Genomic DNA, 23,712 nt, shown 5'->3' with positions numbered 1-23,712 from the left:
GACCTTGAAGTCAGAAAGCAGTTGACCGGCAAGTCAAGTCTGCCTACAGTCGACCCCGTCCACTCAACAACAATAATTCGCTTGTGAGGCCTTCCGTGATCCAGTTTCTACTCAACCAGGAGCTGCGCAGTGAGCATGCCCTGGACCCCAACCTGACGGTGCTCGAGTACCTGCGCGAGCACCTGGGCAAACCCGGTACCAAGGAAGGCTGCGCGAGCGGCGATTGCGGCGCCTGCACCGTCGTGGTCGGTGAACTGGCTGCAGATGAACACGGCCGGCAGCACCTGCGTTATCGCAGCCTCAATTCGTGCCTGACGTTCGTCTCGTCGCTGCATGGCAAGCAGCTGATCAGCGTCGAAGGGCTCAAGCACCAGGGCAAGCTGCACAGCGTGCAGCAGGCCATGGTCGACTGCCATGGCTCGCAATGCGGCTTCTGTACCCCGGGCTTCGTGATGTCGCTGTTTGCCCTGCAGAAGAACAGCGACGCCCCCGACCTGCACCGCGCCCAGGAGGCCCTGGCCGGCAACCTGTGCCGCTGCACCGGCTACCGGCCGATCCTGGCAGCCGCCGAGCAGGCCTGCTGCCAGGCCGCCCCCGACCAGTTCGACAGCGCCCAGGCACAGACCATCGCCCGGCTCCAGGCGATTGCGCCCAAGGAAACCGGCGAACTCAACAGCGGCGACAAGCGCTGCCTGGTGCCGCTGACCGTGGCCGACCTGGCCGAGCTGTACGGCTCGCACCCCGAAGCCCGCCTGCTGGCCGGCGGCACCGACCTGGCGCTGGAGGTCACGCAGTTCCACAAGACCCTGCCGGTGATGATCTACGTGGGCAACGTCGCCGAGATGAAGCGGGTCGAGGCCTTTGACGATCGCCTGGAAATCGGCGCCGCCACACCGCTCACCGACTGCTATGACGCGCTGAGCCGTGAATACCCCGACTTCGGCGAACTGCTGCACCGCTTCGCCTCGCTGCAGATCCGCAATCAGGGCACCCTGGGCGGCAACATCGGCAACGCCTCGCCGATCGGCGATTCGCCGCCCCTGCTGATCGCCCTGGGTGCGCAGATCGTGCTGCGCCGGGGTCAGGACACACGCACCCTGGCGCTGGAAGACTATTTCATCGACTACCGCATCACCGCACGCCAGGAAAGCGAGTTCATCGAGAAGATCATCGTGCCGCGGGCCAACCTGGCCTGGGCGTTCCGGGCCTACAAGGTGTCCAAGCGACTGGACGACGACATTTCGGCGGTGTGCGCCGCCTTCAACCTGCGCATCGACAACGGCATGGTGGCCGAGGCACGTATCGCCTTCGGCGGCATGGCCGCCATCCCCAAGCGCGCCCGTGCCTGTGAAGCCGCCCTGCTCGGCAAGCCGTTCAACCAGGCCGGCATCGAGCGCGCCTGCCAGGCGCTGGGCGAAGACTTCACCCCGCTGTCGGACTTCAGGGCCAGCAAGGAATACCGCCTGCTCGGCGCGCAGAACCTGCTGCGCAAGTACTTCATCGAACTGCACACGCCGCACATCGAAACCCGGGTGACCGCCTATGTCTAACCATCCTCACGTGGCCAGGAGCCAGGCCGAACTGGCCGAGCTGTTCGCCCAGGGCCTGACCAGTGGCGTCGGGCGCAGCATCAAGCACGACAGCGCCGACAAGCATGTGTCCGGCGAGGCGGTGTATATCGATGACCGCCTCGAATTCCCCAACCAGTTGCATGTGTACGCTCGCTTGTCGGACCGCGCCCATGCACGGGTGCTGAGCATCGACACCCGCCCGTGCTACGCCATCGAAGGCGTGCGCATCGCCATCACCCACGAAGACATCCCGGGCCTGAAGGACATCGGCCCGCTGCTGCCGGGCGACCCGCTGCTGGCCATCGATACCGTCGAGTTCGTCGGCCAGCCGGTGCTGGCCGTGGCCGCCTGCGACCTGGACACCGCCCGCCGCGCAGCGATGGCCGCGATCATCGAATACGAAGACCTGGAGCCGGTGCTGGATGTGGTTCAGGCCCTGCGCAAGAAGCATTTCGTGCTCGACAGCCACACCCACCAGCGCGGCGATTCGGTCACCGCGCTGGCCAGCGCCCCGCATCGGGTACAGGGCACCCTGCATATCGGCGGCCAGGAGCACTTCTACCTCGAAACCCAGATCTCCTCGGTGATGCCCACCGAGGATGGCGGCATGATCGTGTACTGCTCCACGCAGAACCCCACCGAGGTGCAGAAGCTGGTGGCCGAAGTGCTGGACGTGCCGATGAACAAGGTCGTGGTGGACATGCGCCGCATGGGCGGCGGCTTCGGCGGCAAGGAAACCCAGGCCGCCAGCCCCGCCTGCCTGTGCGCGGTGATCGCGCGCCTGACCGGGCAGCCGACCAAGATGCGCCTGCCACGGGTCGAGGACATGCTGATGACCGGCAAGCGCCACCCCTTCTATATCGAATACGACGTGGGGTTCGATGACAGCGGCCGCCTGCATGGCATCAACCTGGAACTGGCCGGCAACTGCGGCTGCTCGCCGGACCTGTCGGCCTCCATCGTCGACCGTGCGATGTTCCACTCCGACAACGCCTACTACCTGGGCGACGCCACCATCAACGGCCACCGCTGCAAGACCAACACCGCCTCCAATACCGCCTACCGCGGCTTTGGCGGCCCGCAGGGCATGGTTGCCATCGAAGAGGTGATGGACCGCATCGCCCGCCACCTGGCACTGGACCCGCTGGCGGTACGCAAGGCCAACTACTACGGCAAGACCGAGCGCAACGTCACCCACTACTACCAGACAGTCGAGCACAACATGCTCGAGGAAATCACCGCCGAGCTCGAAGCCAGCAGCGACTACCAGCAGCGCCGCGAGTCGATCCGCCGCTTCAACGCCAACAGCCCGGTGCTGAAAAAGGGCCTGGCGCTGACCCCGGTGAAGTTCGGCATCTCGTTCACCGCCAGCTTTCTCAACCAGGCCGGTGCGCTGGTGCACATCTACACCGATGGCAGCATCCACCTCAACCACGGCGGCACCGAGATGGGCCAGGGCCTGAACACCAAGGTGGCCCAGGTGGTGGCCGAAGTGTTCCAGGTGGACTTCAGCCGCATACAGATCACCGCCACCAACACCGACAAGGTGCCCAACACCTCGCCCACGGCGGCGTCCAGCGGCGCCGACCTGAACGGCAAGGCGGCGCAGAACGCGGCCGAAATCCTCAAGCAGCGCCTGGTGGAGTTTGCCGCGCGCCAGTACAAGGTCAGTGAAGAAGACGTCGAGTTTCGCAACGGGCACGTGCGCGTGCGCGATGAAATCCTCACCTTCGAGAGCCTGGTGCAGCAGGCCTACTTTGCCCAGGTGTCGCTGTCGAGCACCGGCTTCTACAAGACCCCGAAGATCTACTACGACCGCAGCCAGGCGCGCGGGCGCCCGTTCTACTACTTCGCCTTCGGCGCGGCGTGCGCCGAGGTGATCGTCGACACCCTGACCGGCGAGTACAAGATGCTGCGCACCGACATCCTGCATGACGTGGGCGCCTCGCTGAACCCGGCCATCGACATTGGCCAGGTGGAGGGCGGTTTCATCCAGGGCATGGGGTGGCTGACCACCGAGGAACTGGTGTGGAACGCCAAGGGCAAGCTGATGACCAGCGGCCCGGCCAGCTACAAGATCCCGGCGGTGGCGGACATGCCGGTGGACCTGCGGGTGAAGCTGGTGGAGAACCGCAAGAACCCCGAGGACACGGTGTTCCATTCCAAGGCGGTGGGCGAGCCGCCGTTCATGCTGGGGATCGCGCCGTGGTGCGCGATCAAGGATGCAGTGGCCAGCCTGGCGGATTATCGCGAGCAACCGCAGATCGATGCCCCGGCCACCCCCGAGCGGGTGCTGTGGGGCTGCGAGCAGATGCGCAAGGTGGTGGCGGGCCGGCAGGCGGCTGCCGAGGTGGAAACCGTTACACCGTAGTGCGCCTTTCGCCGGCAAGGCCGGCTCCTACAGGGCGCGATTGCTGTAGGAGCCGGCCTTGCCGGCGAAGAGGCCCGATCAGGCACTCAAGAGGCAACCGACTATGCACACCTGGATCAACGCCCTGTCCGACCTGCACACCCGGGGCGAACCCTGCGTGCTGGTGACCATCATCGAAGAGCTGGGCTCCACCCCACGCAATGCCGGCTCGAAGATGGTCGTCAGCGCGACCCAGCTGTTCGACACCATCGGCGGCGGGCACCTGGAATACAAGGCCATGCACATCGCCCGGCAGATGCTTGCCGAAGGCCGCGAAACCACCCACCTGGAGCGCTTCAGCCTCGGCGCCAGCCTTGGCCAGTGCTGCGGCGGCGCCACCGTGCTGCTGTTCGAGCCCATGGGCGGCGTGCAGGCGCAGATCGCGGTATTCGGCGCAGGCCATGTCGGCCGCGCTCTGGTACCCTTGCTCGCCGCGCTGCCCTGCCGGGTACGCTGGATCGATTCGCGCGAGCAGGAATTCCCCGACATCATCCCCACGGGGGTGAGCAAGGTCGTCAGCGAGGAACCGGTCGACGAGGTCGATGAACTGCCCACCGGCAGCTATTGCATCGTCATGACCCACAATCATCAACTGGACCTGGAACTGACCGCCGCGATCCTCAAGCGCAACGATTTCACCTGGTTCGGCCTGATCGGCTCCAGGACCAAGCGCGTGAAGTTCGAGCACCGCCTGCGCGAGCGCGGCTTTGCCGCCGACAGCCTGGCACGCATGCGCTGCCCGATGGGCCTGGCCGAGGTCAAGGGCAAGCTGCCGATCGAGATCGCCGTGTCCATCGCCGCCGAAATCATCGCCACCTACAACGCGAACTTCGGCCAGCATACCGGCTCGGCCACCACCCAACCCATTGCCAAACTGCTGCCGCCGTCACGGCGCAGCCAAGCCATTTGACGAGAGCCACATGAGCGCAACCCGCAAAGCCTACCGTGCCGCCCTGCTGCACAGCCTCGCCGACCCTGCCGAGGTGGGCGTCGAAGCATCGTATGAATATTTCGAAGACGGCCTGCTGGTCATCGACCAGGGCAAGATCAGCGCCATCGGCCACGCCAGCGAACTGCTGCCAGGCCTGGACGCCGACATCGAAGTGGTGCACTACCAGGACGCATTGATCACCCCGGGGTTCATCGATACCCATATCCACTTCCCGCAGACCGGCATGATCGGCTCCTACGGCGAGCAGTTGCTGGACTGGCTGAACACCTACACCTTCCCGTGCGAGCGCCAGTTCGAAGACAAGGCTCACGCCGACAAGGTGGCCAAGCTGTTCCTCAAGGAGCTGCTGCGCAACGGCACCACCTCGGCGCTGGTGTTCGGCAGCGTGCACCCTGCCTCGGTCAACGCCCTGTTCGAGGAAGCCGAGCGCCTGGACCTGCGCCTGATCGCCGGCAAGGTGATGATGGACCGCAACGCCCCCGACTACCTGACCGACACCGCCGAGTCGGGCTACGCCGACAGCAAGGCGCTGATCCAGCGCTGGCACGGCAAGGGCCGCCTGCACTACGCGGTGACCCCGCGCTTTGCGCCCACCAGCACCCCGCAACAGCTGGCCCTGGCCGGCCAGTTGCTCAAGGAGTTCCCGGACCTGTACCTGCACACCCACCTGAGCGAAAACCTCAAGGAGATCGAGTGGGTCAAGGCGCTGTTCCCCGAGCGCAGCGGCTACCTGGATGTGTACGACCATTTCGAACTGCTGGGCGAGCGCTCGGTGTTCGCCCACGCCGTTCACCTGTGCGATGCCGAGTGCCAGCGCCTGGCCGAGACCGGTTCGGCCGTGGCGTTCTGCCCGACCTCCAACCTGTTCCTGGGCAGCGGCCTGTTCAACCTGCCCCAGGCCGAGCAGCACAAGGTCAAGGTCGGCCTGGGTACCGACGTGGGCGCCGGCACCAGCTTCTCGCTGCTGTACACCCTGAACGAAGCCTACAAGGTCATGCAGTTGCAGGGCGCACGCCTGAGCCCGTTCAAGTCGCTGTACCTGGCCACCCTGGGCGGTGCGCGGGCATTGAACCTGGAGGAGCGCATCGGCACCCTGCAACCGGGCAGCGACGCCGACTTCATCGTGCTCGATTACAAGGCCACCCCGCTGCTGGACTACCGTCTCCAGCAGTCCGGCAGCATCGAGGAGACCCTGTTCGTGCTGACCACCCTGGGCGACGACCGTACCATTCGCGAAACCTTTGCCGCCGGGCGCAGCGTGCACCAGCGCTAAGGCGTTCGAAACAGGCCGCGGTACAACGCGCCGCCGATCACTGCCCCGATCAGCGGCGCCACCCAGAACAGCCACAGCTGATGCAGCGCCCAGCCACCGACGAACAGCGCCGGCCCGGTGCTGCGTGCCGGGTTCACCGACGTGTTGGTAACCGGTATCGACACCAGGTGGATCAGCGTCAGCGCCAGCCCGATGGCGATCGGCGCAAAGCCGGCCGGCGCCCGCGAATCGGTGGCGCCCATGATGATCAGAATGAACATCGCGGTCATCACCACCTCGCTGACAAAACCTGCCCCCAGCGAGTACTGCCCCGGCGAATGCTCGCCATAGCCGTTCGAGGCAAGCCCGTTCGACAGCTCGAAGCCGGCCTTGCCGCTGGCGATGAGGTAGATCACGCCGGCAGCCAGGATGGCGCCCACCACCTGGGCGATCACGTACGGCACCAGGTCCTTGAGCGGAAACCGCCCGCCCACGACCAGGCCCAGCGATACCGCAGGGTTGAGGTGACAACCGGAGATATGACCGATGGCGAATGCCATGGTCAGCACAGTCAGCCCGAAAGCCATGGAGACACCGACCAGGCCAATGCCGATCGGAAAAGACGCAGCCAGTACCGCGCTGCCACAACCCCCCAACACCAACCAGAACGTCCCTATCAATTCAGCTCCCATGCGTTTGCTCATGGGCATCGACATCAGTCAGTCCTCAAGAAGTGGTACGCCTGAAGCGCAAGCCCAACTGCTTGATGAAGGTTTGCGGGAGTGCAACAGATAGAAATCTAGCAGAGGTTGGCTCAAGTGCCAGCAGCCCTGAAAGCATCGCGGGTCAAGCCCGCTCCCACAAGGACCGAGACAATCCTGTGGGAGCGGGCTCGACCCGCGATTGCAGGCGACGCGGTATCAGCCCTTGGCCGGCACCGAGCTGCCGCGCTTCTTGGTTTGCAGCAGGTGCGAGAACACCGCGTGCAGGTCATCCGACGCACTCTCCTCGTCGAGGTTGAGCTTGCTGTCGATGTGGTCCATGTGGTGCATCATCAGGCTCACCGCCTGGGCCGCATCACGCGCCTCGATGGCGTCGATCAGTTGCATGTGCTCGTCATACGAGCAGTGCGAGCGGTTGCCGCTTTCATACTGGGCAATGATCAGCGAAGTCTGCGATACCAGGCTGCGCTGGAAGCTGATCAGCGGTGCATTGCCCGCCGCTTCCGCCAGCTTGAGGTGAAACTCGCCAGACAGGCGAATGCCGGCACCCCGGTCGCCGCGCGAGAAGCTGTCGCGCTCCTCGCGCACCATCTGGCGCAGTTCATTCAACTGCTCGGCGGTGGCGTGCTCCACTGCAAGTTCGGTGATGGCACGCTCGACCATGCGCCGCGAAAAGAACACCTGACGCGCCTCTTCGACGGTCGGGCTGGCCACTACCGCACCGCGATTGGGGCGCAGCAGCACCACGCTTTCGTGGGCCAGGCGCGACAGCGCACGCCGGATGATGGTGCGGCTGACGCCGAAGATCTCGCCCAGGGCTTCCTCACTCAACTTGGTACCCGGCGCCAGGCGTTGTTCGAGGATTGCCTCGAATATGTGCGCGTAAACGATATCGTCCTGGGTGCCGCTACGACCGGCCTTGCCGGTGCGCGTGGGTTTCTTGAGGGGTTGCAGCTGTTCGTTCATGGGCGCTCGAGCACGGAGATCCACCTATCGGACCCTGACTGTAATACCAGCCAGTAGGGCGATGGCAAGTCCTGGATAGAAAATTAGACGTTCATGGTATTGACGCATTGTACACAGGCTTGGCGATTTCTGCAGAGTGCCATCACGTTATAGCCGTGGCGACAATTTACCTGCACACACCGACAAAACATTATTTGCATTATTTGTATACAAACGCATAATCCAGCCGTGCAACTTCCTGACCCGCAGGTCAACAACAGGTCCGGTCGCCATGCCCTCCCCCTCGCAGAGCCCCCAGTCAACGCGCAGGACAAGCTCTGAACAACAAGAAAAGACGTGAGGAGTACACGCTGTGGAAAGCCGCAAACCCCAAGCCCCTACGCTGGATCTTGCCCCACCGCTCGAAACGAGCTGGCTGGAGCGGATTTTCAAACTCAAGCTGCACGGCACCACTGTCAGGACCGAACTGATCGCGGGTGTAACCACCTTCATCACCATGGCCTACATCATTTTCGTCAACCCCAACATCATGGCCGACGCCGGCATCGACCACGGTGCCGCGTTCGTGGCCACCTGCATCGCGGCGGCACTCGGCTGCCTGCTGATGGGCCTGTATGCCAACTGGCCGGTGGGCCTGGCACCCGGCATGGGGCTGAACGCCTTTTTCACCTACACCGTGGTCGGCACCATGGGCTACACCTGGGAGGCCGCGCTGGGTGCGGTGTTCGTATCGGGTGTGCTGTTCATGCTGCTGACGCTGTCGCGGGTGCGCGAATGGCTGCTCAACAGCATCCCGCTGAGCCTGCGCCACGCCATGGGCGCGGGTGTGGGGCTGTTTCTCGGGGTGATCGGGCTGAAGACGGCCGGCATCATCGTCGCCAGCCCAGCCACCCTGATCAAGCTCGGCTCGCTGCACGAGCCTGGCCCGCTGCTGGCGGCGGCGTGCTTCCTGATGATTGCCGTGCTCAGCTATCGCCGGGTGTTCGGCGCGATCCTGATCAGCATCATCGCCGTGACACTGGCCGGCTGGGCCCTGGGCCTGGTGGAATATGGCGGCGTGTTCTCCCTGCCGCCGAGCCTGGCGCCCACCTGGATGGCCATGGACGTAGCGGGCGTGTTCAACGTCAGCATGATCAGCGTGGTACTGGCATTTCTGTTCGTGCACATGTTCGACACCGCCGGCACTTTGATGGGCGTGGCCCAGCGCGCCAACCTGGTGAACGCCGAGGGGCGCATCGAAAACCTGTCGCGGGCGCTCAAGGCCGACAGTGCATCGAGCGTGTTCGGTGCAGTGGTGGGTGTGCCGCCGGTAACCAGCTACGTGGAAAGTGCTGCAGGTGTGGCGGCCGGCGGGCGCACGGGGCTCACGGCCGTGGTGGTCGGCCTGCTGTTCGTCGCGGCGATGTTCTTTGCGCCGCTGGCGGGCATGATCCCGGCGTATGCCACCGCCGGCGCACTGATCTATGTGGCGATGCTGATGATGGGCAGCATGGCGCACATCAACTGGGATGAAGCCACCGACAGCATTCCGGCGATCGTCACGGCGATCATGATGCCGCTGACATTCTCGGTGGCGGACGGCATTGCGCTGGGCTTCATCACCTATGTGGTGCTCAAGGCCGGCACCGGGCGCTACAGGGAGATCTCGGCGAGCCTGTGGGTGCTGTGTGCGATCTTTGTGGCCAAGTTCGTGTTCCTGTAAGCACTGCGTCGGTTCAAGGAGCCTCGCCTTCGGGCGGGGCTTTTTGTTGCCTGTGCCGCTCTGCCAGCGAACAGCCCTGCAGGCACGCCCTCGAATCCGAGGCAAAAAAAAGCCCGCCAGTGAGAGCGGGCAAGGACCTACGAAGATTCATCTAGCGACCAACTAGCTTCCGCGATAGGTCGAGTAACTGTACGGCGAGATCAGCAACGGCACGTGGTAGTGATCCTGCTCGGCGCTGATGCCGAAACGCAGCACCACCACATCCAGGAACGCCGGCTCCGGCAACTGCACACCACGGGCACGGTAATAGTCACCGGCACTGAACTGCAGCTGGTACACACCGCTGCGGTAATCCTCACCCTGCAGCAGTGGCGCATCGCAACGGCCATCGCTGTTGGTCAGCGCCGTGTTCACCAGCTCAAGCTGCTGGCCTTCGACCCGGTACAGCTCGACCTTGATCGAGCTGCCAGGGCAGCCATGTGCGGCATCCAGTACATGCGTGGTCAAACGTCCCATTGCGTGCGCCTCGTTTCAATCTATGGGCAAAAAATACCCGCACGGCACCGGGATGAAGCAGGGCAGCGTGCGGCTGTCGGATTATTAAGACATTTTCAGCTAAAATTGTACACAATAAATTCGACGATTTTGTTAGCCTGCCGAGCGTGCCCTGTAAATACGCCATCAGTCGCAAAGCCGCGCGCCTGGCGGACGCTATCGTCATTTACTGACCAATCAGGCAGGTTTCTTGCAACCTTTTTCAAGGGCGAATGGCGGAAGAAATGAGAAAAAACAGGCTTACAAATCGTCAATAAAGTTGTATACAATCACTCCATCGTTGTGGCCGATGACCTGACTCAGACACCACACCCCCGTTTTCACGTACAAGAAGGAAGGCTGCAGTGAGCGCTGATTATCCTCGCGACCTGATCGGTTACGGCAACAACCCACCCCATCCGCGCTGGCCGGGGAATGCCCGCATCGCTTTGTCTTTCGTGCTCAACTATGAAGAAGGTGGCGAACGCAACATTCTTCACGGGGACAAGGAATCCGAAGCCTTCCTTTCCGAGATGGTCTCGGCGCAGCCCCTGCAGGGCGCCCGCAACATGAGCATGGAATCGCTTTACGAGTATGGCAGCCGCGCCGGTGTATGGCGCCTGCTCAAGCTGTTCGAAGACACCGGCGTGCCGCTCACCGTGTTTGCCGTGGCCATGGCCGCCCAGCGCCACCCCGACGTGATCCGCGCCATGGTCGCCGCCGGCCATGAGATCTGCAGCCACGGCTACCGCTGGATCGACTACCAGTACATGGACGAGAACCAGGAGCGCGAGCACATGCTCGAGGCCATCCGCATTCTCACCGACCTCACCGGCGAGCGCCCGCTGGGCTGGTACACCGGCCGTACCGGGCCCAACACCCGCCGGCTGGTGATGGAGGAAGGCGGCTTCCTCTACGACAGCGACACCTACGACGACGACCTGCCCTACTGGGAACCCAACAACCCCACCGGCAAGCCGCACCTGGTGATCCCCTACACCCTGGACACCAACGACATGCGCTTCACCCAGGTGCAGGGCTTCAATTGTGGCGAGCAGTTCTTCCAGTACCTCAAGGACGCCTTCGACGTGCTCTACGCCGAAGGTGCCGAGGCGCCGAAGATGCTCTCGATCGGCCTGCACTGCCGCCTGATCGGCCGCCCGGCACGCATCGCCGCGCTCAAGCGCTTCGTGGAGTACGCCAAGAGCCATGAGCAGGTGTGGTTCGCCCGGCGCGTGGACATCGCCCGCCACTGGCATGCCACCCACCCTTTCCAAGCCGAGAGCGCCAAATGACCGACTTCAAGACCCTCAAGCCTTCGACCCTGGACCGTGCCGCGTTCGTCGCCGCCTTCGCCGACATCTACGAGCACTCGCCGTGGGTCGCCGAAAAAGCCTACGACCTGGGCCAACTGCACGAGCTGGACCAGATCGAAGCCCTGCACCAGCGCATGAGCGACATCCTGCTCAGCGCCGATCACGCCAGCCAGCTGGCCCTGATCAATGCTCACCCGGACCTGGCCGGCAAAGCCGCCGTCCAGGGCGAACTGACCGAATCGAGCACCAACGAACAGGCTGGCGCCGGCATCCACCAGTGCACCGCCGAAGAGTTCGCCCGTTTCACCGAACTCAACGACGCCTACAAGGCCAGGTTCCAGTTCCCGTTCATCATGGCGGTTAAAGGCAGCAACCGGCACCAGATCCTCGCCTCGTTCGAGAAACGCATCCACAACTCGGTCGAAGCCGAGTTCAAGGAAGCCCTGGCGCAGATCAACCTGATCGCCCTGTTCCGCCTGCAGCAGCTGTAACCGGCGCGCCTTGGCAGGCACTGGCCTGCCGGCATTCGCCAAAGCCCCGACAACACATAATTAGAGAACACCCGCATGCGCACTTTAGTGATTGAGCCCCTGACCAAAGAAGCCTTCGCCCCTTTCGGTGACGTGATCGAAACCGACGGCAGCGACCACTTCATGATCAACAACGGTTCGACCATGCGCTTCCACAAGCTGGCCACGGTAGAAACCGCCCAGCCCGAGGACTCCGCCATCATCAGCATCTTCCGCGCCGACGCGCAGGACATGCCGCTGACCGTGCGCATGCTGGAGCGCCATCCGCTGGGCAGCCAGGCCTTCATCCCGCTGCTCGGCAATCCCTTTCTGATCGTGGTCGCGCCCGTTGGCGATGTACCTGTATCGGGTCTTGTCCGCGCCTTTGTCAGTAATGGCAGGCAGGGCATCAATTACCATCGCGGCGTCTGGCACCACCCGGTGCTGACGATCGAAAAGCGGGATGACTTCCTGGTGGTTGATCGCAGCGGTTCCGGCAACAACTGCGACGAACATTTCTTCAATGAGGATGAGCAACTGATCCTCGCACCCCACCAATAAGAGAAGGTCGGTCACTGGCCTGCGGTGACCGGCAAGAGGTAAAGACTGTGGAAGCACATCTGTTGGAATGGCTGAACCTGAGCGTGCGCTGGGTTCACATGATCACTGGCGTGGCCTGGATCGGCGCGTCGTTCTATTTCGTATGGCTGGAGAACAACCTCAACCGGACCAACCCGCGCGACGGTCTGTCGGGCGACCTCTGGGCGATTCACGGTGGCGGTATCTACCACCTGGAAAAGTACAAGCTGGCCCCGCCGAAAATGCCGGAGAACCTGCACTGGTTCAAATGGGAAGCCTACTTCACCTGGATGTCGGGTATTGCCCTGCTGTGCCTGGTGTTCTACTGGAACCCCAGCGTCTACCTGCTGGCCCCCGGCAGCACCCTGAGCGGTGGTGAAGGCATCGCCATCGGCGTCGGTTCGCTGATCGCCGGCTGGTTCATCTACGACGTGCTGTGCGACTCGCCTCTGGGCAAGCGCCCCGGCCTGCTCGGCCTGGTGCTGTTCGTGCTGATCATTGCGGCCTGCTACGGCTTCAGCCAGGTGTTCAGCGGCCGTGGTGCGTACCTGCACACCGGCGCGATCATCGGCACCATCATGGTCGGCAACGTGTTCCGCATCATCATGCCGGCTCAGCGTGCACTGGTCGCCGCCATCGAGAAGAACGAAACCCCCGACCCGACCCTGCCGGCCAAGGGCCTGCTGCGTTCGCGCCACAACAACTACTTCACCCTGCCGGTGCTGTTCATCATGATCAGCAACCACTTCCCGAGCACCTACGGCAGCCAGTACAACTGGCTGATCCTGGCCGGGATCGCGATTGCAGCGGTGCTGGTGCGTCACTACTTCAACACCCGCCACGACAGCGCCAAGTACGCCTGGACCCTGCCCGTCGGCGCCCTGGCGATGATCTGCCTGGCCTACGTCACCGGCCCCAAGCCGATGCCGACCGCCCCTGAGCAGGCCGCTGCCAAGGTCCAGTACCAGCCGCTGCCGGAAACCGCACTGGGTGGCAAGACCGCTGCCGAGAAAGCCGCCGAACAGGCTGCCAACCCGGCACCTGCCGCCACCCCGGCCGAAGCGCCCGCCACTGCCACCGCTGCGGCGGACAGCGGCAACTTCGACAAGATCCACAGCGTCATCCAGGAACGCTGCACCGTATGCCATTCGGCCAAGCCCACCAGCCCGCTGTTCAGTGCCGCCCCGGCCGGCGTGATGCTCGATACCCCGCAACAGATCCAGCAACTGGCCCCACGCATCCAGGCACAGGCCGTCGCCAGCCAGATCATGCCCCTGGGCAACATCACCCAGATGACCCAGCAGGAACGTGAACTGATTGGTGCATGGATCGCCAAGGGTGCGCCAACCAACTGATACAAGCTTCAAGCGGCAAGCTACAAGCTGCAAGCCAGGCGCGGCCTCCTGCTTCTTCGCAAGCAGGGCGCCTGAGCCTGCAGCTACCCAGAATAAAAACAAAACCTGAGGTGCTGCATGTCCGAGTCACGCAAGGCGTACATCCCCGTTGCGCCGCCACGACAGCCACTGCCCCTGCTGCAACTGATCCTGGTGGGTTTGCAACATGTTCTGCTGATGTACGGAGGTGCCATTGCGGTGCCGCTGATCATCGGGCAGGCCGCCGGGCTCTCTCGTGAAGAAATCGCATTCCTGATCAATGCCGATCTGCTGGTCGCCGGTGTCGCCACCGTGGTCCAGTCGCTCGGCATTGGCGCACTGGGCATCCGCATGCCGGTGATGATGGGCGCCAGCTTCGCCGCCGTCGGCAGCATGGTGGCCATGGCCGGCATGCCCGGCGTGGGCCTGCAGGGGATTTTCGGCGCGACCATCGCCGCCGGCTTCTTCGGCATGCTGATCGCCCCGTTCATGTCCAAGGTGGTGAGGTTTTTCCCGCCACTGGTCACCGGCACGGTGATTACCTCCATCGGTCTGTCGCTGTTCCCGGTCGCCGTCAACTGGGCCGGCGGCGGCGCGGCGGCCGCGCCGTTCGGCTCGCCGATCTACCTGGCCGTGGCCGGCCTGGTGCTGACCACCATCCTGCTGATCAATCGCTTCATGCGTGGCTTCTGGGTGAACGTGTCGGTACTGATCGGCATGGGCCTGGGCTACATCATTGCCGGCGCCATCGGCATGGTCGACCTCAGCGGCCTGGCCCAGGCCCCCTGGGTACAGGTGGTCACCCCGCTGCACTTCGGCATGCCCACCTTCAGCCTGGCGCCGATCCTGTCGATGTGCCTGGTGGTGGTGATCATCTTCGTCGAGTCCACCGGCATGTTCCTGGCGCTGGGCAAGGTCACCGAGCGTGAAGTGACCCCGGGCATGCTGCGTCGCGGCCTGTTCTGGGACGCCGGCGCCTCGTTCGTGGCAGGCTTTTTCAACACCTTCACCCACTCCTCGTTCGCACAGAACATCGGCCTGGTCCAGATGACCGGCGTGCGCTGCCGCTACGTGACCGTGGTGGCCGGGCTGTTCCTGATCGTGCTCAGCCTGCTGCCCAAGGCGGCATTCCTGATTGCCTCGATCCCGCCGGCGGTGCTGGGCGGCGCCTCCATCGCCATGTTCGGCATGGTCGCGGCCACCGGCATCAAGATCCTGCAGGAGGCCGACATCGGCGACCGGCGCAACCAGTTGCTGGTGGCCGTCAGCGTCGGCATGGGCCTGATCCCGGTGGTACGTCCGGAGTTCTTCGCTCAGATGCCGCAGTGGATGGAGCCGATCACCCACAGCGGCATCGCCATGGCCACCGTCAGTGCCCTGGTACTGAACCTGCTGTTCAACGTATTGGGCGGCGCCGAACGCGCCGCGCACAACGACGCCGTGCACCAGCACTGATACACGGGGCGGCGCCTGCCGCCCCGCTCAACCCGAGCACCACGCAGTACCGTCGGCCCCTGGGAGTGGGCCGCTCGGGGCGCGTTTGCGCCGAAAAAACCGCAATCCAACAATAACAATAGCCGGGAATAACCACATGAAACGCATCACCTCTTCCCTCTTGCTGGGCAGCAGCTTGCTGGCCACGCTTCCTGCGGTAGCGGAGGACCTGCTGCTCTGGCACACCAACAGCCTGACGTATCTGTACGGCAAGGACTTTCAGGTCAACCCGCGGATCCAGCAGACGGTGACTTTCGAGCACGCCAACAAATGGAAGTACGGCGACAACTTCCTGTTCGTCGACAAGATTTTCTACAACGGCGGCCAAGACCGTAACAAGGGCAAGAACACCTACTACAGCGAGATCAGCCCGCGCCTGTCGTTCGGCAAGATCTTCGACCAGAAGCTGGAGTTCGGCCCGATCAAGGACGTGCTGCTGGCCATGACCTACGAAACCGGTGAAGGCGACAACGAGGCCTACCTGATCGGTCCGGGCTTCGACCTGGCCATCCCCGGCTTCAACTACTTCACCCTCAACTTCTACCAGCGCAACACCGAAGGCAGCCGCCCGGGTGATCGCGTGTGGCAGATCACCCCGGCGTTCTCCTACACCATCCCCATGGGCCGGTCCGACCTGCTGATCGATGGCTACATGGACTGGGTGGTGGACAACGACGAAAGCCGTCGCGGCACCTACCACGCCAACCTGCACTTCAACCCGCAGGTCAAGTACGACCTGGGCAAGGCGCTGAACATCGGCGCCAAGCAGCTGTACGTGGGTATCGAATACAGCTACTGGAAGGACAAATACGGCATCGAGGACAGCGATCGCCTCAAGACCAACCAGAGCGTGACCAGTGCGCTGATCAAGGTTCACTTCTAAAACCTGATCGAACGCACAGTTTTTGTCGCACACGCTCCATAACGGAGCACTTGAGGGACGGCGCGCAAGCCAGTAATCTGCGCGCCCCCTCGCTCAGGGTAGGACCCCTCCTACCTGCGTTTACTGACCGCTCAGTCAATGAATTCGGGCGGTTGGTAAGCGTATTGCCAGCCTCACGCCCCTTGTTCAACTGTTCAGAAAGACGTCGAGCAGGCCCGTTGCGCCAACCCGCCAAGGTTGGCTCAGCTCTTGCGAACGCGCTGTGGCCGATCGAAAAAAGCTGACCAAAAAGACAACACGTTGAACCAGAACGGCGCCGACACAGAGTGCCGAATCAATCAAGGGAGCACGCAATGCGCATTACCAACAGCCTGATGCTTGCAGGCGGCCTGCTGGCGGCAAGTACCGCCACCGCCGGTGACCTGCTGCAGTGGCAGAACAACAGCCTGACTTACCTCTACGGCAAGGACTTTACGGTCAACCCGCAGATCCAGCAGACCTTCACTTTCGAGCACGCCGATGCCTGGAAGTACGGCGACAACTTCCTGTTCATCGACAAGATCTTCTACAACGGCAAGAAGGACGGCAACGTCGGCCCGAACACCTACTACGGCGAGTTCACCCCGCGCCTGTCGTTCGGCAAGATCTTCGACCAGAAACTGGAGTTCGGCCCGGTCAAGGATGTGCTGCTGGCCATGACCTACGAGTTTGGCGAGGGAGACAACGAGTCGTACCTGATCGGCCCAGGCTTCGACCTGGCCATCCCCGGCTTCGACTACTTCCAGCTCAACTTCTACCAGCGCCACACCGAGGGCAGCCGCGCCGGTGACAACGTATGGCAGATCACCCCGGTGTGGTCGTACACCATTCCCGTGGGCAAGTCGGACATCCTGATCGACGGCTACATGGACTGGGTGGTGGACAACGACGAAACCCGGCGTCGCGGCACCTATCATTCCAACCTGCACTTCAACCCGCAGATCAAGTATGACCTGGGCAAGGCCCTGAACCTGGGCGAAAAACAGCTGTACATCGGTTTCGAATACGACTACTGGAAAGACAAGTACGGCATCAAGGACAGCGACGCCTTCGATACCGACCAGAACACCGCGAGCCTGCTGGTGAAAGTGCACTTCTGACCGGGTTGCGTTCTTCGCCGGCAAGGCCGACTCCTACAGACGGCTCACTCCTGTAGGAGCCGGCCTTGCCGGCGAAGAGGCCATCAGCCCCGGATGGCCTTCCAGAGCTTGCCCACCACCGCAACCACCGCCAGCACCGCAGCCCCCGCCACTACGCCCACGCCGGCATTGAGCAAGGCCGTCGTCAGCGCCCCGCCACGCCCTTCGCCGAAGGCCTCGATGGCATGATGCAGCGGCGCGATGCCATGCACCAGAATCCCGCCACCTACCAGGAACATCGCCGCGGTGCCGATCACCGACAGGCTTTTCATCATGTAGGGCGCCGCACTCAAAATGCCGTTGCCGATGGCCTTGGCTGCACGCGAGGCCTTTTGCGTCAGCCACAGGCCCAGGTCATCCAGCTTGACGATCCCCGCCACCAGCCCGTACACGCCGATCGTCATCACGATCGCGATGCCCGACAGCACGATGATCTGCTGGGGCAGTGGCGCATCGGCCACGGTGCCCAGCGTGATGGCGATGATCTCGGCCGAGAGAATGAAGTCGGTACGCACCGCGCCCTTGATCTTGTCTTTCTCGAACGTCACCAGGTCGACCGCCGGGTTGGCCACTGCTTCGGTCAATGCCGCATGCCCGGCCTTGGCCTCCTCGGCGCTGTGCAGAAACCTGTGCGCGAGCTTTTCGAACCCCTCGAAGCACAGGTAGGCGCCGCCGAGCATCAGCAGCGGGGTTACCGCCCACGGGATGAATGCGCTGATCAGCAACGCAGCCGGCACCAGGATCAGCTTGTTCAGGAACGAGCCCTTGGCCACCGCCCACACCACCGGCAGTTCCCGCTCGGCGCGCACACCCGTGACCTGCTGGGCATTGAGTGCCAGATCATCACCCAGTACGCCGGCGGTCTTCTTGGCCGCGACCTTGGTCATGACCGAGACATCGTCGAGTACCGTGGCGATATCGTCGATCAGTACCAGCAAACTGCTTGCAGCCATGATTCATGTTCCATTGAGGTGAGATGGCGCCAAGCTTAGCCTGTCGATGGGCAAAAGGGGCGACCTTGAGCGCTTCGCGAACGCGGTGCTACCATGCGCAACCGCCTGCCCAGGCCTGTTGCCGCACGCGGCCAGATACAAGGAACAGCGCCACCATGAGCACCATTCGCGAGCGCAACAAAGAACTGATCCTGCGGGCCGCCAGCGAGGAGTTCGCCGACAAGGGCTTCGCAGCCACCAAGACCAGCGACATCGCGGCCAAGGCCGGCCTGCCCAAGCCCAACGTCTACTACTACTTCAAATCCAAGGAAAACCTCTACCGCGAGGTGCTCGAAAGCATCATCGAGCCGATCATGCAGGCCTCCACCCCGTTCAATGCCGACGGTGAGCCGCAAGAGGTGCTCAGTGCCTACATCCGCTCCAAGGTGCGCATCTCCCGCGACCTGCCCTTCGCGTCCAAGGTGTTCGCCAGCGAGATCATGCACGGCGCGCCGCACCTTAGCGCCAGCCAGGTCGAGCAGCTCAACGTGCAGGCACGGCACAACATCGAATGCATCCAGGGCTGGATCGAACGCGGCCTGATCGCCCCGGTCGACCCGCACCACCTGATGTTCAGCATCTGGGCTGCAACCCAGACCTATGCCGATTTCGACTGGCAGATCTCGGTGGTCACCGGCAAGGCCAAGCTCGAGGACAGCGACTACGAGGCGGCGGCGCAGACCATCATCCGGCTGGTGCTCAAGGGCTGTGCGCCGGACGCCTGACAGATAGCGGCGACTGCATCGCGGGTCAAGCCCGCTCCCACAAAAACACCAGTGATCTTTGTGGGAGCGGGCTTGACCCGCGATAGGGCCTTAAGCCGCCACCCCCGCATCCGCCGTCAACCCCGCCTCTTCGATCGCACTGATCGCGCACTGCTCGTCGATATCCGACGTATCACCACTGATACCGATCGCGCCCAGCACTGCCCCGCTCTGATCCCGAATCAGCACCCCACCCGGTGCCGGCACCACCGGGCTCTGGCCCAACCCGTTGAGCGCGGCGAAGAACGCCGGACGCTGCTGCGCGTCCAGCGCCAGCAGGCGCGAGCCCTTGCCCAGCGCAATCGCGCCCCATGCCTTGCCCATCGCCACCTGCGGACGCAGCAGGCTGGCGCCGTCCTCGCGCTGCAGGGTCAGCAGGTGCCCACCGGCATCGAGCACCACCACGGTCAGCGGCGCCGCCGAAATCCTGCGGCCGGCCGCCAGCGCGCCATTCACCAGGCTCACCGCTACTTTCAAGCTCAGAACGTTCATCCAAAGGTCCTCTTGTTGTTAGAAGCCCACGTGGGCAAGTGAAAAACCAATACAACAAATAGAACACAATGAAGAATATTTTTGTATACAATAATTCACTCCATCCGACCAAAACCCGTCACAACCCCTTTTTTACGGGGTAACGACGAAAGCACCCGGTGGCGGATGAAAATGGATTGACCAGAGTCGCCTGCCGTGAATACACTCTGTCGAAAAGCAATTTGTATACAATTACAAAATCTAAGAGGCACAAAACCATGAGCAAAATGAGAGCAATCGATGCAGCCGTGCTGGTCATGCGCCGTGAAGGCGTCGACACCGCATTCGGCATCCCGGGCGCCGCGATCAACCCGCTGTATTCGGCCCTGAAGAAAGTCGGCGGCATCGATCACGTCCTTGCTCGTCACGTGGAAGGTGCCTCGCACATGGCCGAGGGCTACACCCGTACCAAGGCCGGCAACATCGGCGTGTGCATCGGCACCTCCGGCCCTGCCGGCACCGACATGGTCACCGGCCTGTACAGCGCCTCGGCCGACTCCATCCCGATTCTGTGCATCACCGGCCAGGCGCCCCGCTCGCGCCTGCACAAGGAAGACTTCCAGGCCGTCGACATCACCAGCATCGTCAAGCCGGTCACCAAGTGGGCCACCACCGTGCTCGAACCTGGCCAGGTGCCGTATGCGTTCCAGAAAGCCTTCTATGAAATGCGCACCGGCCGTCCTGGCCCGGTACTGATCGACCTGCCGTTCGACGTGCAGATGGCCGAGATCGAATTCGACATCGACGCCTACCAGCCGCTGCCGGTGAGCAAGCCGTCGGCCAACCGCGTGCAGGTCGAGAAGGCCCTGGCCATGCTCGACTCCGCCGAGCGTCCGCTGCTGGTGGCCGGTGGCGGCATCATCAACGCCGATGCCAGCGACAAGCTGGTGGAATTCGCCGAACTCACCGGTATCCCGGTCATCCCGACCCTGATGGGCTGGGGCACCATCCCTGACGACCACCCGCTGATGGTGGGCATGGTCGGCCTGCAGACCTCGCACCGCTACGGCAACGCGACCATGCTCAAGTCGGACGTGGTGCTGGGCATCGGCAACCGCTGGGCCAACCGCCATACCGGCTCGGTGGATGTGTACACCGAAGGCCGTCGCTTCATTCACGTCGACATCGAACCGACCCAGATCGGCCGCGTGTTCACCCCGGACCTGGGTATCGTGTCCGACGCCGGCGCCGCACTGGACGTGTTCCTGGAAGTGGCCCGCGAGTGGAAAGCCGCCGGCAAGCTCAAGGACCGTGGCGAGTGGCTCAAGGACTGCCAGCAGCGCAAGGCCAGCCTGCACCGCAAGACCCACTTCGACAACGTGCCGGTCAAACCGCAGCGCGTGTACCAGGAAATGAACCAGGTGTTCGGCAAGGACACCTGCTACGTCAGCACCATCGGCCTGTCGCAGATCGCCGGTGCGCAGTTCCTGCACGTGTACAAGCCGCGTCACTGGATCAACTGCGGCCAGGCCGGCCCGCTGGGCTGGACCATTCCTGCGGCACTGGGCGTGGTCAAGGCGGACCCGTCGCGCAAGGTCGTGGCACTGTCGGGCGACTATGACTTCCAGTTCATGATCGAAGAGCTGGCGGTGGGCGCGCAGTTCAACCTGCCGTACATCCACGTGGTGGTGAACAACTCCTACCTGGGGCTGATCCGCCAGGCCCAACGCGGCTTCGAGATGGATTACTGTGTACAGCTGGCGTTCGAGAACCTCAACGCCCCGGAACTGAACGGCTACGGTGTGGACCACGTCGCGGTTGTAGAAGGTCTGGGTTGCAAGGCACTGCGCGTGTTCAAGCCGGAAGAAATCCAGCCGGCCCTGCGCAAGGCCCAGCAGATGGCCGAAGAGTTCAAGGTGCCGGTCGTGGTCGAGGTGATCCTCGAGCGCGTGACCAATATTTCCATGGGTACCGAAATCAACGCGGTCAACGAATTCGAAGACCTGGCGCTGGTCGGCAACGACGCGCCAACCGCGATCTCGCTGCTCGACTGACTGTTGTAGCGGCCCTGCTGCCCCGCGCACAGGGCCCACTTTTGCAAGGAGACAACCATGCCTCGTTTCGCCGCCAACCTGTCCATGCTGTTCACCGAGCAGGACTTTCTCGCCCGTTTCAAGGCTGCTGCCGACGCCGGCTTCAGCGGGGTCGAGTACCTCTTCCCGTACGATTTCAGCTCGGCTGAAATCAAGCAGCACCTGGACAGCAACGGCCTGACCCAGGTGCTGTTCAACCTGCCGGCCGGCGACTGGGCCAAGGGTGATCGCGGCATCGCCTGCGACCCGTCCCGTGTCGAGGAATTCCGTGCCGGCGTGGACCTGGCCATTGCCTACGCCCAGGTACTGGGCAACACCCAGGTCAACTGCCTGGCCGGTATTCGCCCACAAGGCCCGGACTGCGCCACGGTGCGCAAGACCTTCGTCGACAACCTGAAGTTCGCCGCCGACAAGCTGCAGGCAGCAGGCATCAAGCTGGTGATGGAGATGATCAACACCCGCGACATCCCGGGCTTCTACCTGAACACCACCAAGCAGGCGCTGGAGATCCAGGCCGAAGTGGGCAGCACCAACCTGTTCCTGCAGTACGACATCTACCACATGCAGATCATGGAAGGTGACCTGGCCCGCACGATGGAAGGCAACCTGGCCAAGATCAACCACATCCAGCTGGCCGACAACCCGGGCCGCAACGAGCCGGGCACCGGCGAGATCAACTACCGCTTCCTGTTCGAGCACTTGGACCGTATCGGCTACCAGGGCTGGGTAGGCTGCGAATACAAGCCGCTGACCACCACCGAAGCGGGCCTTGGCTGGCTCAAGACCCACAACGCGATCTGAACCCCACATAACCCCTGTAGGAGCCAGCCTTGCTGGCGAAGGGGCCTGACCGAACACCTCATGGCCCCATTCGCCGGCAAGGCCGGCTCCTACATGTACAAAAACAAGAGGTAATTGTAATGGCTAAAATCGGATTCATCGGCACCGGCATCATGGGCCTTCCAATGGCTCAGAACCTGCAGAAGGCAGGTCACAGCCTGTTCCTTTCCTCGCACCACGGCGCCGCGCCGAGCGACCTGATCGCCGCCGGCGGCGTGGCCCTGGCCAACCCCAAGGAAGTGGCCCAGGAAGCCGAATTCATCATCGTCATGGTGCCGGACACCCCCCAGGTCGAAGCCGTGCTGTTCGGTGAAAACGGCGTGGCCCAGGGCGTTGGCCCGAACAAGGTGGTGATCGACATGAGCTCGATCTCCCCTACCGCCACCAAAGCCTTCGCCGAGAAGATCAAGGCCACCGGCGCCACCTACCTCGACGCCCCGGTGTCCGGTGGTGAAGTCGGCGCCAAGGCCGCGACCCTGAGCATCATGGTCGGCGGTTGCCCCAAAGCCTTCGAACGTGCCCAGCCGCTGTTCCAGGCCATGGGCAAGAACATCACCCACGTGGGTGGCAATGGTGACGGCCAGACCGCCAAGGTCGCCAACCAGATCATCGTGGCCCTGAACATCCAGGCCGTTGCCGAAGCCCTGCTGTTCGCCGCCAAGAACGGCGCCGACCCGGCCAAGGTGCGCGAAGCACTGATGGGCGGCTTTGCCTCCTCGAAAATCCTCGAAGTGCACGGTGAGCGCATGATCAAGGGCACCTTCGACCCGGGCTTTCGCATCAGCCTGCACCAGAAGGACCTGAACCTGGCCCTGCAGGGTGCCAAGGAGCTGAACATCAACCTGCCCAACACCGCCAATGCCCAACAGGTGTTCAGCACCTGCGCGGCCATCGGTGGCGCCAACTGGGACCACTCGGCGCTGGTCAAGGGCCTTGAGCACATGGCCAACTTCTCGATCCGCGGCGACAAGTAAGCGTCAAGCGGCAGGTTTCACGCGGCAAGACCGGCAGACCGCGCATCGGTCCGCTGCCTCTTGCAGCTTGTAGCCTGAAGCTTGCCGCGCTAAAGAGCACCACCCGCCCTTGGGCCCGTCTGCACGGAGGCAGGCCC

21 protein-coding genes are annotated in these 23,712 nt (G+C 63.3%); 16 read left to right on the top strand and 5 right to left on the bottom strand.

Annotated features, from left to right (window positions below; genetic code table 11):
• Positions 1-95: 95 nt before the first annotated feature.
• From xdhA to guaD, 4 genes are all read left to right on the top strand, one after another.
• Positions 96-1,550 (top strand): xanthine dehydrogenase small subunit, encoded by a 1,455-nt coding sequence (xdhA, locus tag CR917_RS09905; RefSeq protein WP_104572231.1) that lies wholly within the window; start codon positions 96-98, stop codon positions 1,548-1,550.
• Positions 1,543-3,942 (top strand): xanthine dehydrogenase molybdopterin binding subunit, encoded by a 2,400-nt coding sequence (gene xdhB, locus CR917_RS09900; RefSeq protein ID WP_078480256.1) that lies wholly within the window; start codon positions 1,543-1,545, stop codon positions 3,940-3,942. The genes xdhA and xdhB overlap by 8 nt, the downstream gene beginning before the upstream one ends.
• A gap of 103 nt (positions 3,943-4,045) precedes the next feature.
• Complete coding sequence (gene xdhC / locus CR917_RS09895) at positions 4,046-4,891, top strand: xanthine dehydrogenase accessory protein XdhC (RefSeq protein ID WP_104572230.1); 846 nt, start codon at positions 4,046-4,048, stop codon at positions 4,889-4,891.
• 10 nt (positions 4,892-4,901) lie between these two features.
• Entirely contained in the window at positions 4,902-6,206 is a 1,305-nt protein-coding gene (gene guaD / locus CR917_RS09890; RefSeq protein ID WP_058542039.1) for a guanine deaminase, read from the top strand.
• Here guaD and aqpZ read toward each other — a convergent pair.
• Both aqpZ and CR917_RS09880 read right to left on the bottom strand, forming a co-directional pair.
• Positions 6,203-6,901, bottom strand: coding sequence for an aquaporin Z (aqpZ, locus tag CR917_RS09885; protein WP_054915596.1), 699 nt, complete (start codon positions 6,899-6,901; stop codon positions 6,203-6,205). The genes guaD and aqpZ overlap by 4 nt on opposite strands.
• A gap of 204 nt (positions 6,902-7,105) precedes the next feature.
• Positions 7,106-7,873, bottom strand: a complete 768-nt coding sequence (locus tag CR917_RS09880; protein WP_054915597.1) for a GntR family transcriptional regulator — start codon at positions 7,871-7,873, stop codon at positions 7,106-7,108.
• Positions 7,874-8,225: 352 nt separating this feature from the next.
• On the opposite strand from CR917_RS09880, the gene CR917_RS09875 reads away from it, so the two are divergent.
• Positions 8,226-9,575, top strand: a complete 1,350-nt coding sequence (locus CR917_RS09875) for an NCS2 family permease (RefSeq protein ID WP_054915598.1) — start codon at positions 8,226-8,228, stop codon at positions 9,573-9,575.
• Positions 9,576-9,737: 162 nt separating this feature from the next.
• On the opposite strand, the gene uraH is transcribed toward CR917_RS09875, so the two are convergent.
• Positions 9,738-10,091, bottom strand: a complete 354-nt coding sequence (uraH, locus tag CR917_RS09870; protein ID WP_043862351.1) for a hydroxyisourate hydrolase — start codon at positions 10,089-10,091, stop codon at positions 9,738-9,740.
• Between the two features lie 383 nt (positions 10,092-10,474).
• Here uraH and puuE point away from each other — a divergent pair, with 383 nt between their 5' ends.
• From puuE to CR917_RS09835, 7 genes are all read left to right on the top strand, one after another.
• Complete coding sequence (puuE, locus tag CR917_RS09865; RefSeq protein ID WP_043862350.1) at positions 10,475-11,404, top strand: allantoinase PuuE; 930 nt, start codon at positions 10,475-10,477, stop codon at positions 11,402-11,404.
• A complete protein-coding gene (uraD, locus tag CR917_RS09860; RefSeq protein ID WP_043862349.1) occupies positions 11,401-11,916 on the top strand; it encodes a 2-oxo-4-hydroxy-4-carboxy-5-ureidoimidazoline decarboxylase in 516 nt (171 codons plus the stop codon). Before puuE ends, uraD begins: the two co-directional genes overlap by 4 nt.
• A 75-nt stretch (positions 11,917-11,991) precedes the next feature.
• Entirely contained in the window at positions 11,992-12,495 is a 504-nt protein-coding gene (locus CR917_RS09855) for an ureidoglycolate lyase (RefSeq protein WP_043862348.1), read from the top strand.
• A 47-nt stretch (positions 12,496-12,542) separates the two neighbouring features.
• The gene (locus CR917_RS09850) at positions 12,543-13,868 is read left to right on the top strand and encodes a urate hydroxylase PuuD (protein ID WP_104572229.1); all 1,326 of its coding nucleotides are present in this window, start codon (positions 12,543-12,545) and stop codon (positions 13,866-13,868) included.
• 117 nt (positions 13,869-13,985) lie between these two features.
• The gene (locus CR917_RS09845) at positions 13,986-15,341 is read left to right on the top strand and encodes a nucleobase:cation symporter-2 family protein (protein WP_043862346.1); all 1,356 of its coding nucleotides are present in this window, start codon (positions 13,986-13,988) and stop codon (positions 15,339-15,341) included.
• Between the two features lie 136 nt (positions 15,342-15,477).
• A complete protein-coding gene (locus CR917_RS09840) occupies positions 15,478-16,263 on the top strand; it encodes an outer membrane protein OmpK (RefSeq protein ID WP_043862345.1) in 786 nt (261 codons plus the stop codon).
• A gap of 353 nt (positions 16,264-16,616) precedes the next feature.
• On the top strand, positions 16,617-17,402 hold the full coding sequence (locus CR917_RS09835) for an outer membrane protein OmpK (protein ID WP_104572228.1): 786 nt from the start codon (positions 16,617-16,619) through the stop codon (positions 17,400-17,402).
• Positions 17,403-17,485: 83 nt separating this feature from the next.
• Here the strand turns inward: CR917_RS09835 and CR917_RS09830 are convergent, their stop codons facing one another.
• Positions 17,486-18,394 carry a DUF808 domain-containing protein gene (locus CR917_RS09830; protein ID WP_054915600.1) on the bottom strand — a complete coding sequence of 303 codons (909 nt, stop codon included), beginning with the start codon at positions 18,392-18,394 and terminating at the stop codon, positions 17,486-17,488.
• A gap of 155 nt (positions 18,395-18,549) precedes the next feature.
• Between CR917_RS09830 and CR917_RS09825 the strand changes: the two genes are divergently transcribed.
• A complete protein-coding gene (locus CR917_RS09825) occupies positions 18,550-19,158 on the top strand; it encodes a TetR/AcrR family transcriptional regulator (protein WP_043862341.1) in 609 nt (202 codons plus the stop codon).
• A gap of 90 nt (positions 19,159-19,248) precedes the next feature.
• Here CR917_RS09825 and CR917_RS09820 read toward each other — a convergent pair whose 3' ends face one another.
• On the bottom strand, positions 19,249-19,689 hold the full coding sequence (locus CR917_RS09820) for a heme-binding protein (protein ID WP_054915601.1): 441 nt from the start codon (positions 19,687-19,689) through the stop codon (positions 19,249-19,251).
• 257 nt (positions 19,690-19,946) lie between these two features.
• Here CR917_RS09820 and gcl point away from each other — a divergent pair, with 257 nt between their 5' ends.
• From gcl to CR917_RS09805, 3 genes are all read left to right on the top strand, one after another.
• Positions 19,947-21,722 carry a glyoxylate carboligase gene (gene gcl / locus CR917_RS09815; protein ID WP_043859896.1) on the top strand — a complete coding sequence of 592 codons (1,776 nt, stop codon included), beginning with the start codon at positions 19,947-19,949 and terminating at the stop codon, positions 21,720-21,722.
• A gap of 57 nt (positions 21,723-21,779) precedes the next feature.
• A complete protein-coding gene (hyi, locus tag CR917_RS09810) occupies positions 21,780-22,562 on the top strand; it encodes a hydroxypyruvate isomerase (RefSeq protein WP_054915603.1) in 783 nt (260 codons plus the stop codon).
• Between the two features lie 119 nt (positions 22,563-22,681).
• Complete coding sequence (locus CR917_RS09805) at positions 22,682-23,575, top strand: 2-hydroxy-3-oxopropionate reductase (protein ID WP_104572227.1); 894 nt, start codon at positions 22,682-22,684, stop codon at positions 23,573-23,575.
• Positions 23,576-23,712 lie beyond the last annotated feature (137 nt).

It is taken from the genome of Pseudomonas sp. BRM28 (genome assembly GCF_002939405.1).
Taxonomy (GTDB): Bacteria; Pseudomonadota; Gammaproteobacteria; order Pseudomonadales; family Pseudomonadaceae; genus Aquipseudomonas; species Aquipseudomonas palmensis.
This window is presented reverse-complemented; position numbering and strand designations above follow the sequence as displayed.

Coding starts and splice junctions, on each gene's coding strand:
- aqpZ (WP_054915596.1), bottom strand. CDS start 6,901: ATGTCGATGCCCATGAGCAAACGCATGGGAGCTGAATTGATAGGGACG.
- uraH (WP_043862351.1), bottom strand. CDS start 10,091: ATGGGACGTTTGACCACGCATGTACTGGATGCCGCACATGGCTGCCCT.
- CR917_RS09845 (WP_043862346.1), top strand. CDS start 13,986: ATGTCCGAGTCACGCAAGGCGTACATCCCCGTTGCGCCGCCACGACAG.
- CR917_RS09880 (WP_054915597.1), bottom strand. CDS start 7,873: ATGAACGAACAGCTGCAACCCCTCAAGAAACCCACGCGCACCGGCAAG.
- xdhB (WP_078480256.1), top strand. CDS start 1,543: ATGTCTAACCATCCTCACGTGGCCAGGAGCCAGGCCGAACTGGCCGAG.
- CR917_RS09830 (WP_054915600.1), bottom strand. CDS start 18,394: ATGGCTGCAAGCAGTTTGCTGGTACTGATCGACGATATCGCCACGGTA.
- CR917_RS09835 (WP_104572228.1), top strand. CDS start 16,617: ATGCGCATTACCAACAGCCTGATGCTTGCAGGCGGCCTGCTGGCGGCA.
- CR917_RS09820 (WP_054915601.1), bottom strand. CDS start 19,689: ATGAACGTTCTGAGCTTGAAAGTAGCGGTGAGCCTGGTGAATGGCGCG.
- guaD (WP_058542039.1), top strand. CDS start 4,902: ATGAGCGCAACCCGCAAAGCCTACCGTGCCGCCCTGCTGCACAGCCTC.
- hyi (WP_054915603.1), top strand. CDS start 21,780: ATGCCTCGTTTCGCCGCCAACCTGTCCATGCTGTTCACCGAGCAGGAC.
- CR917_RS09825 (WP_043862341.1), top strand. CDS start 18,550: ATGAGCACCATTCGCGAGCGCAACAAAGAACTGATCCTGCGGGCCGCC.
- CR917_RS09805 (WP_104572227.1), top strand. CDS start 22,682: ATGGCTAAAATCGGATTCATCGGCACCGGCATCATGGGCCTTCCAATG.
- uraD (WP_043862349.1), top strand. CDS start 11,401: ATGACCGACTTCAAGACCCTCAAGCCTTCGACCCTGGACCGTGCCGCG.
- xdhC (WP_104572230.1), top strand. CDS start 4,046: ATGCACACCTGGATCAACGCCCTGTCCGACCTGCACACCCGGGGCGAA.
- gcl (WP_043859896.1), top strand. CDS start 19,947: ATGAGCAAAATGAGAGCAATCGATGCAGCCGTGCTGGTCATGCGCCGT.
- CR917_RS09855 (WP_043862348.1), top strand. CDS start 11,992: ATGCGCACTTTAGTGATTGAGCCCCTGACCAAAGAAGCCTTCGCCCCT.
- CR917_RS09840 (WP_043862345.1), top strand. CDS start 15,478: ATGAAACGCATCACCTCTTCCCTCTTGCTGGGCAGCAGCTTGCTGGCC.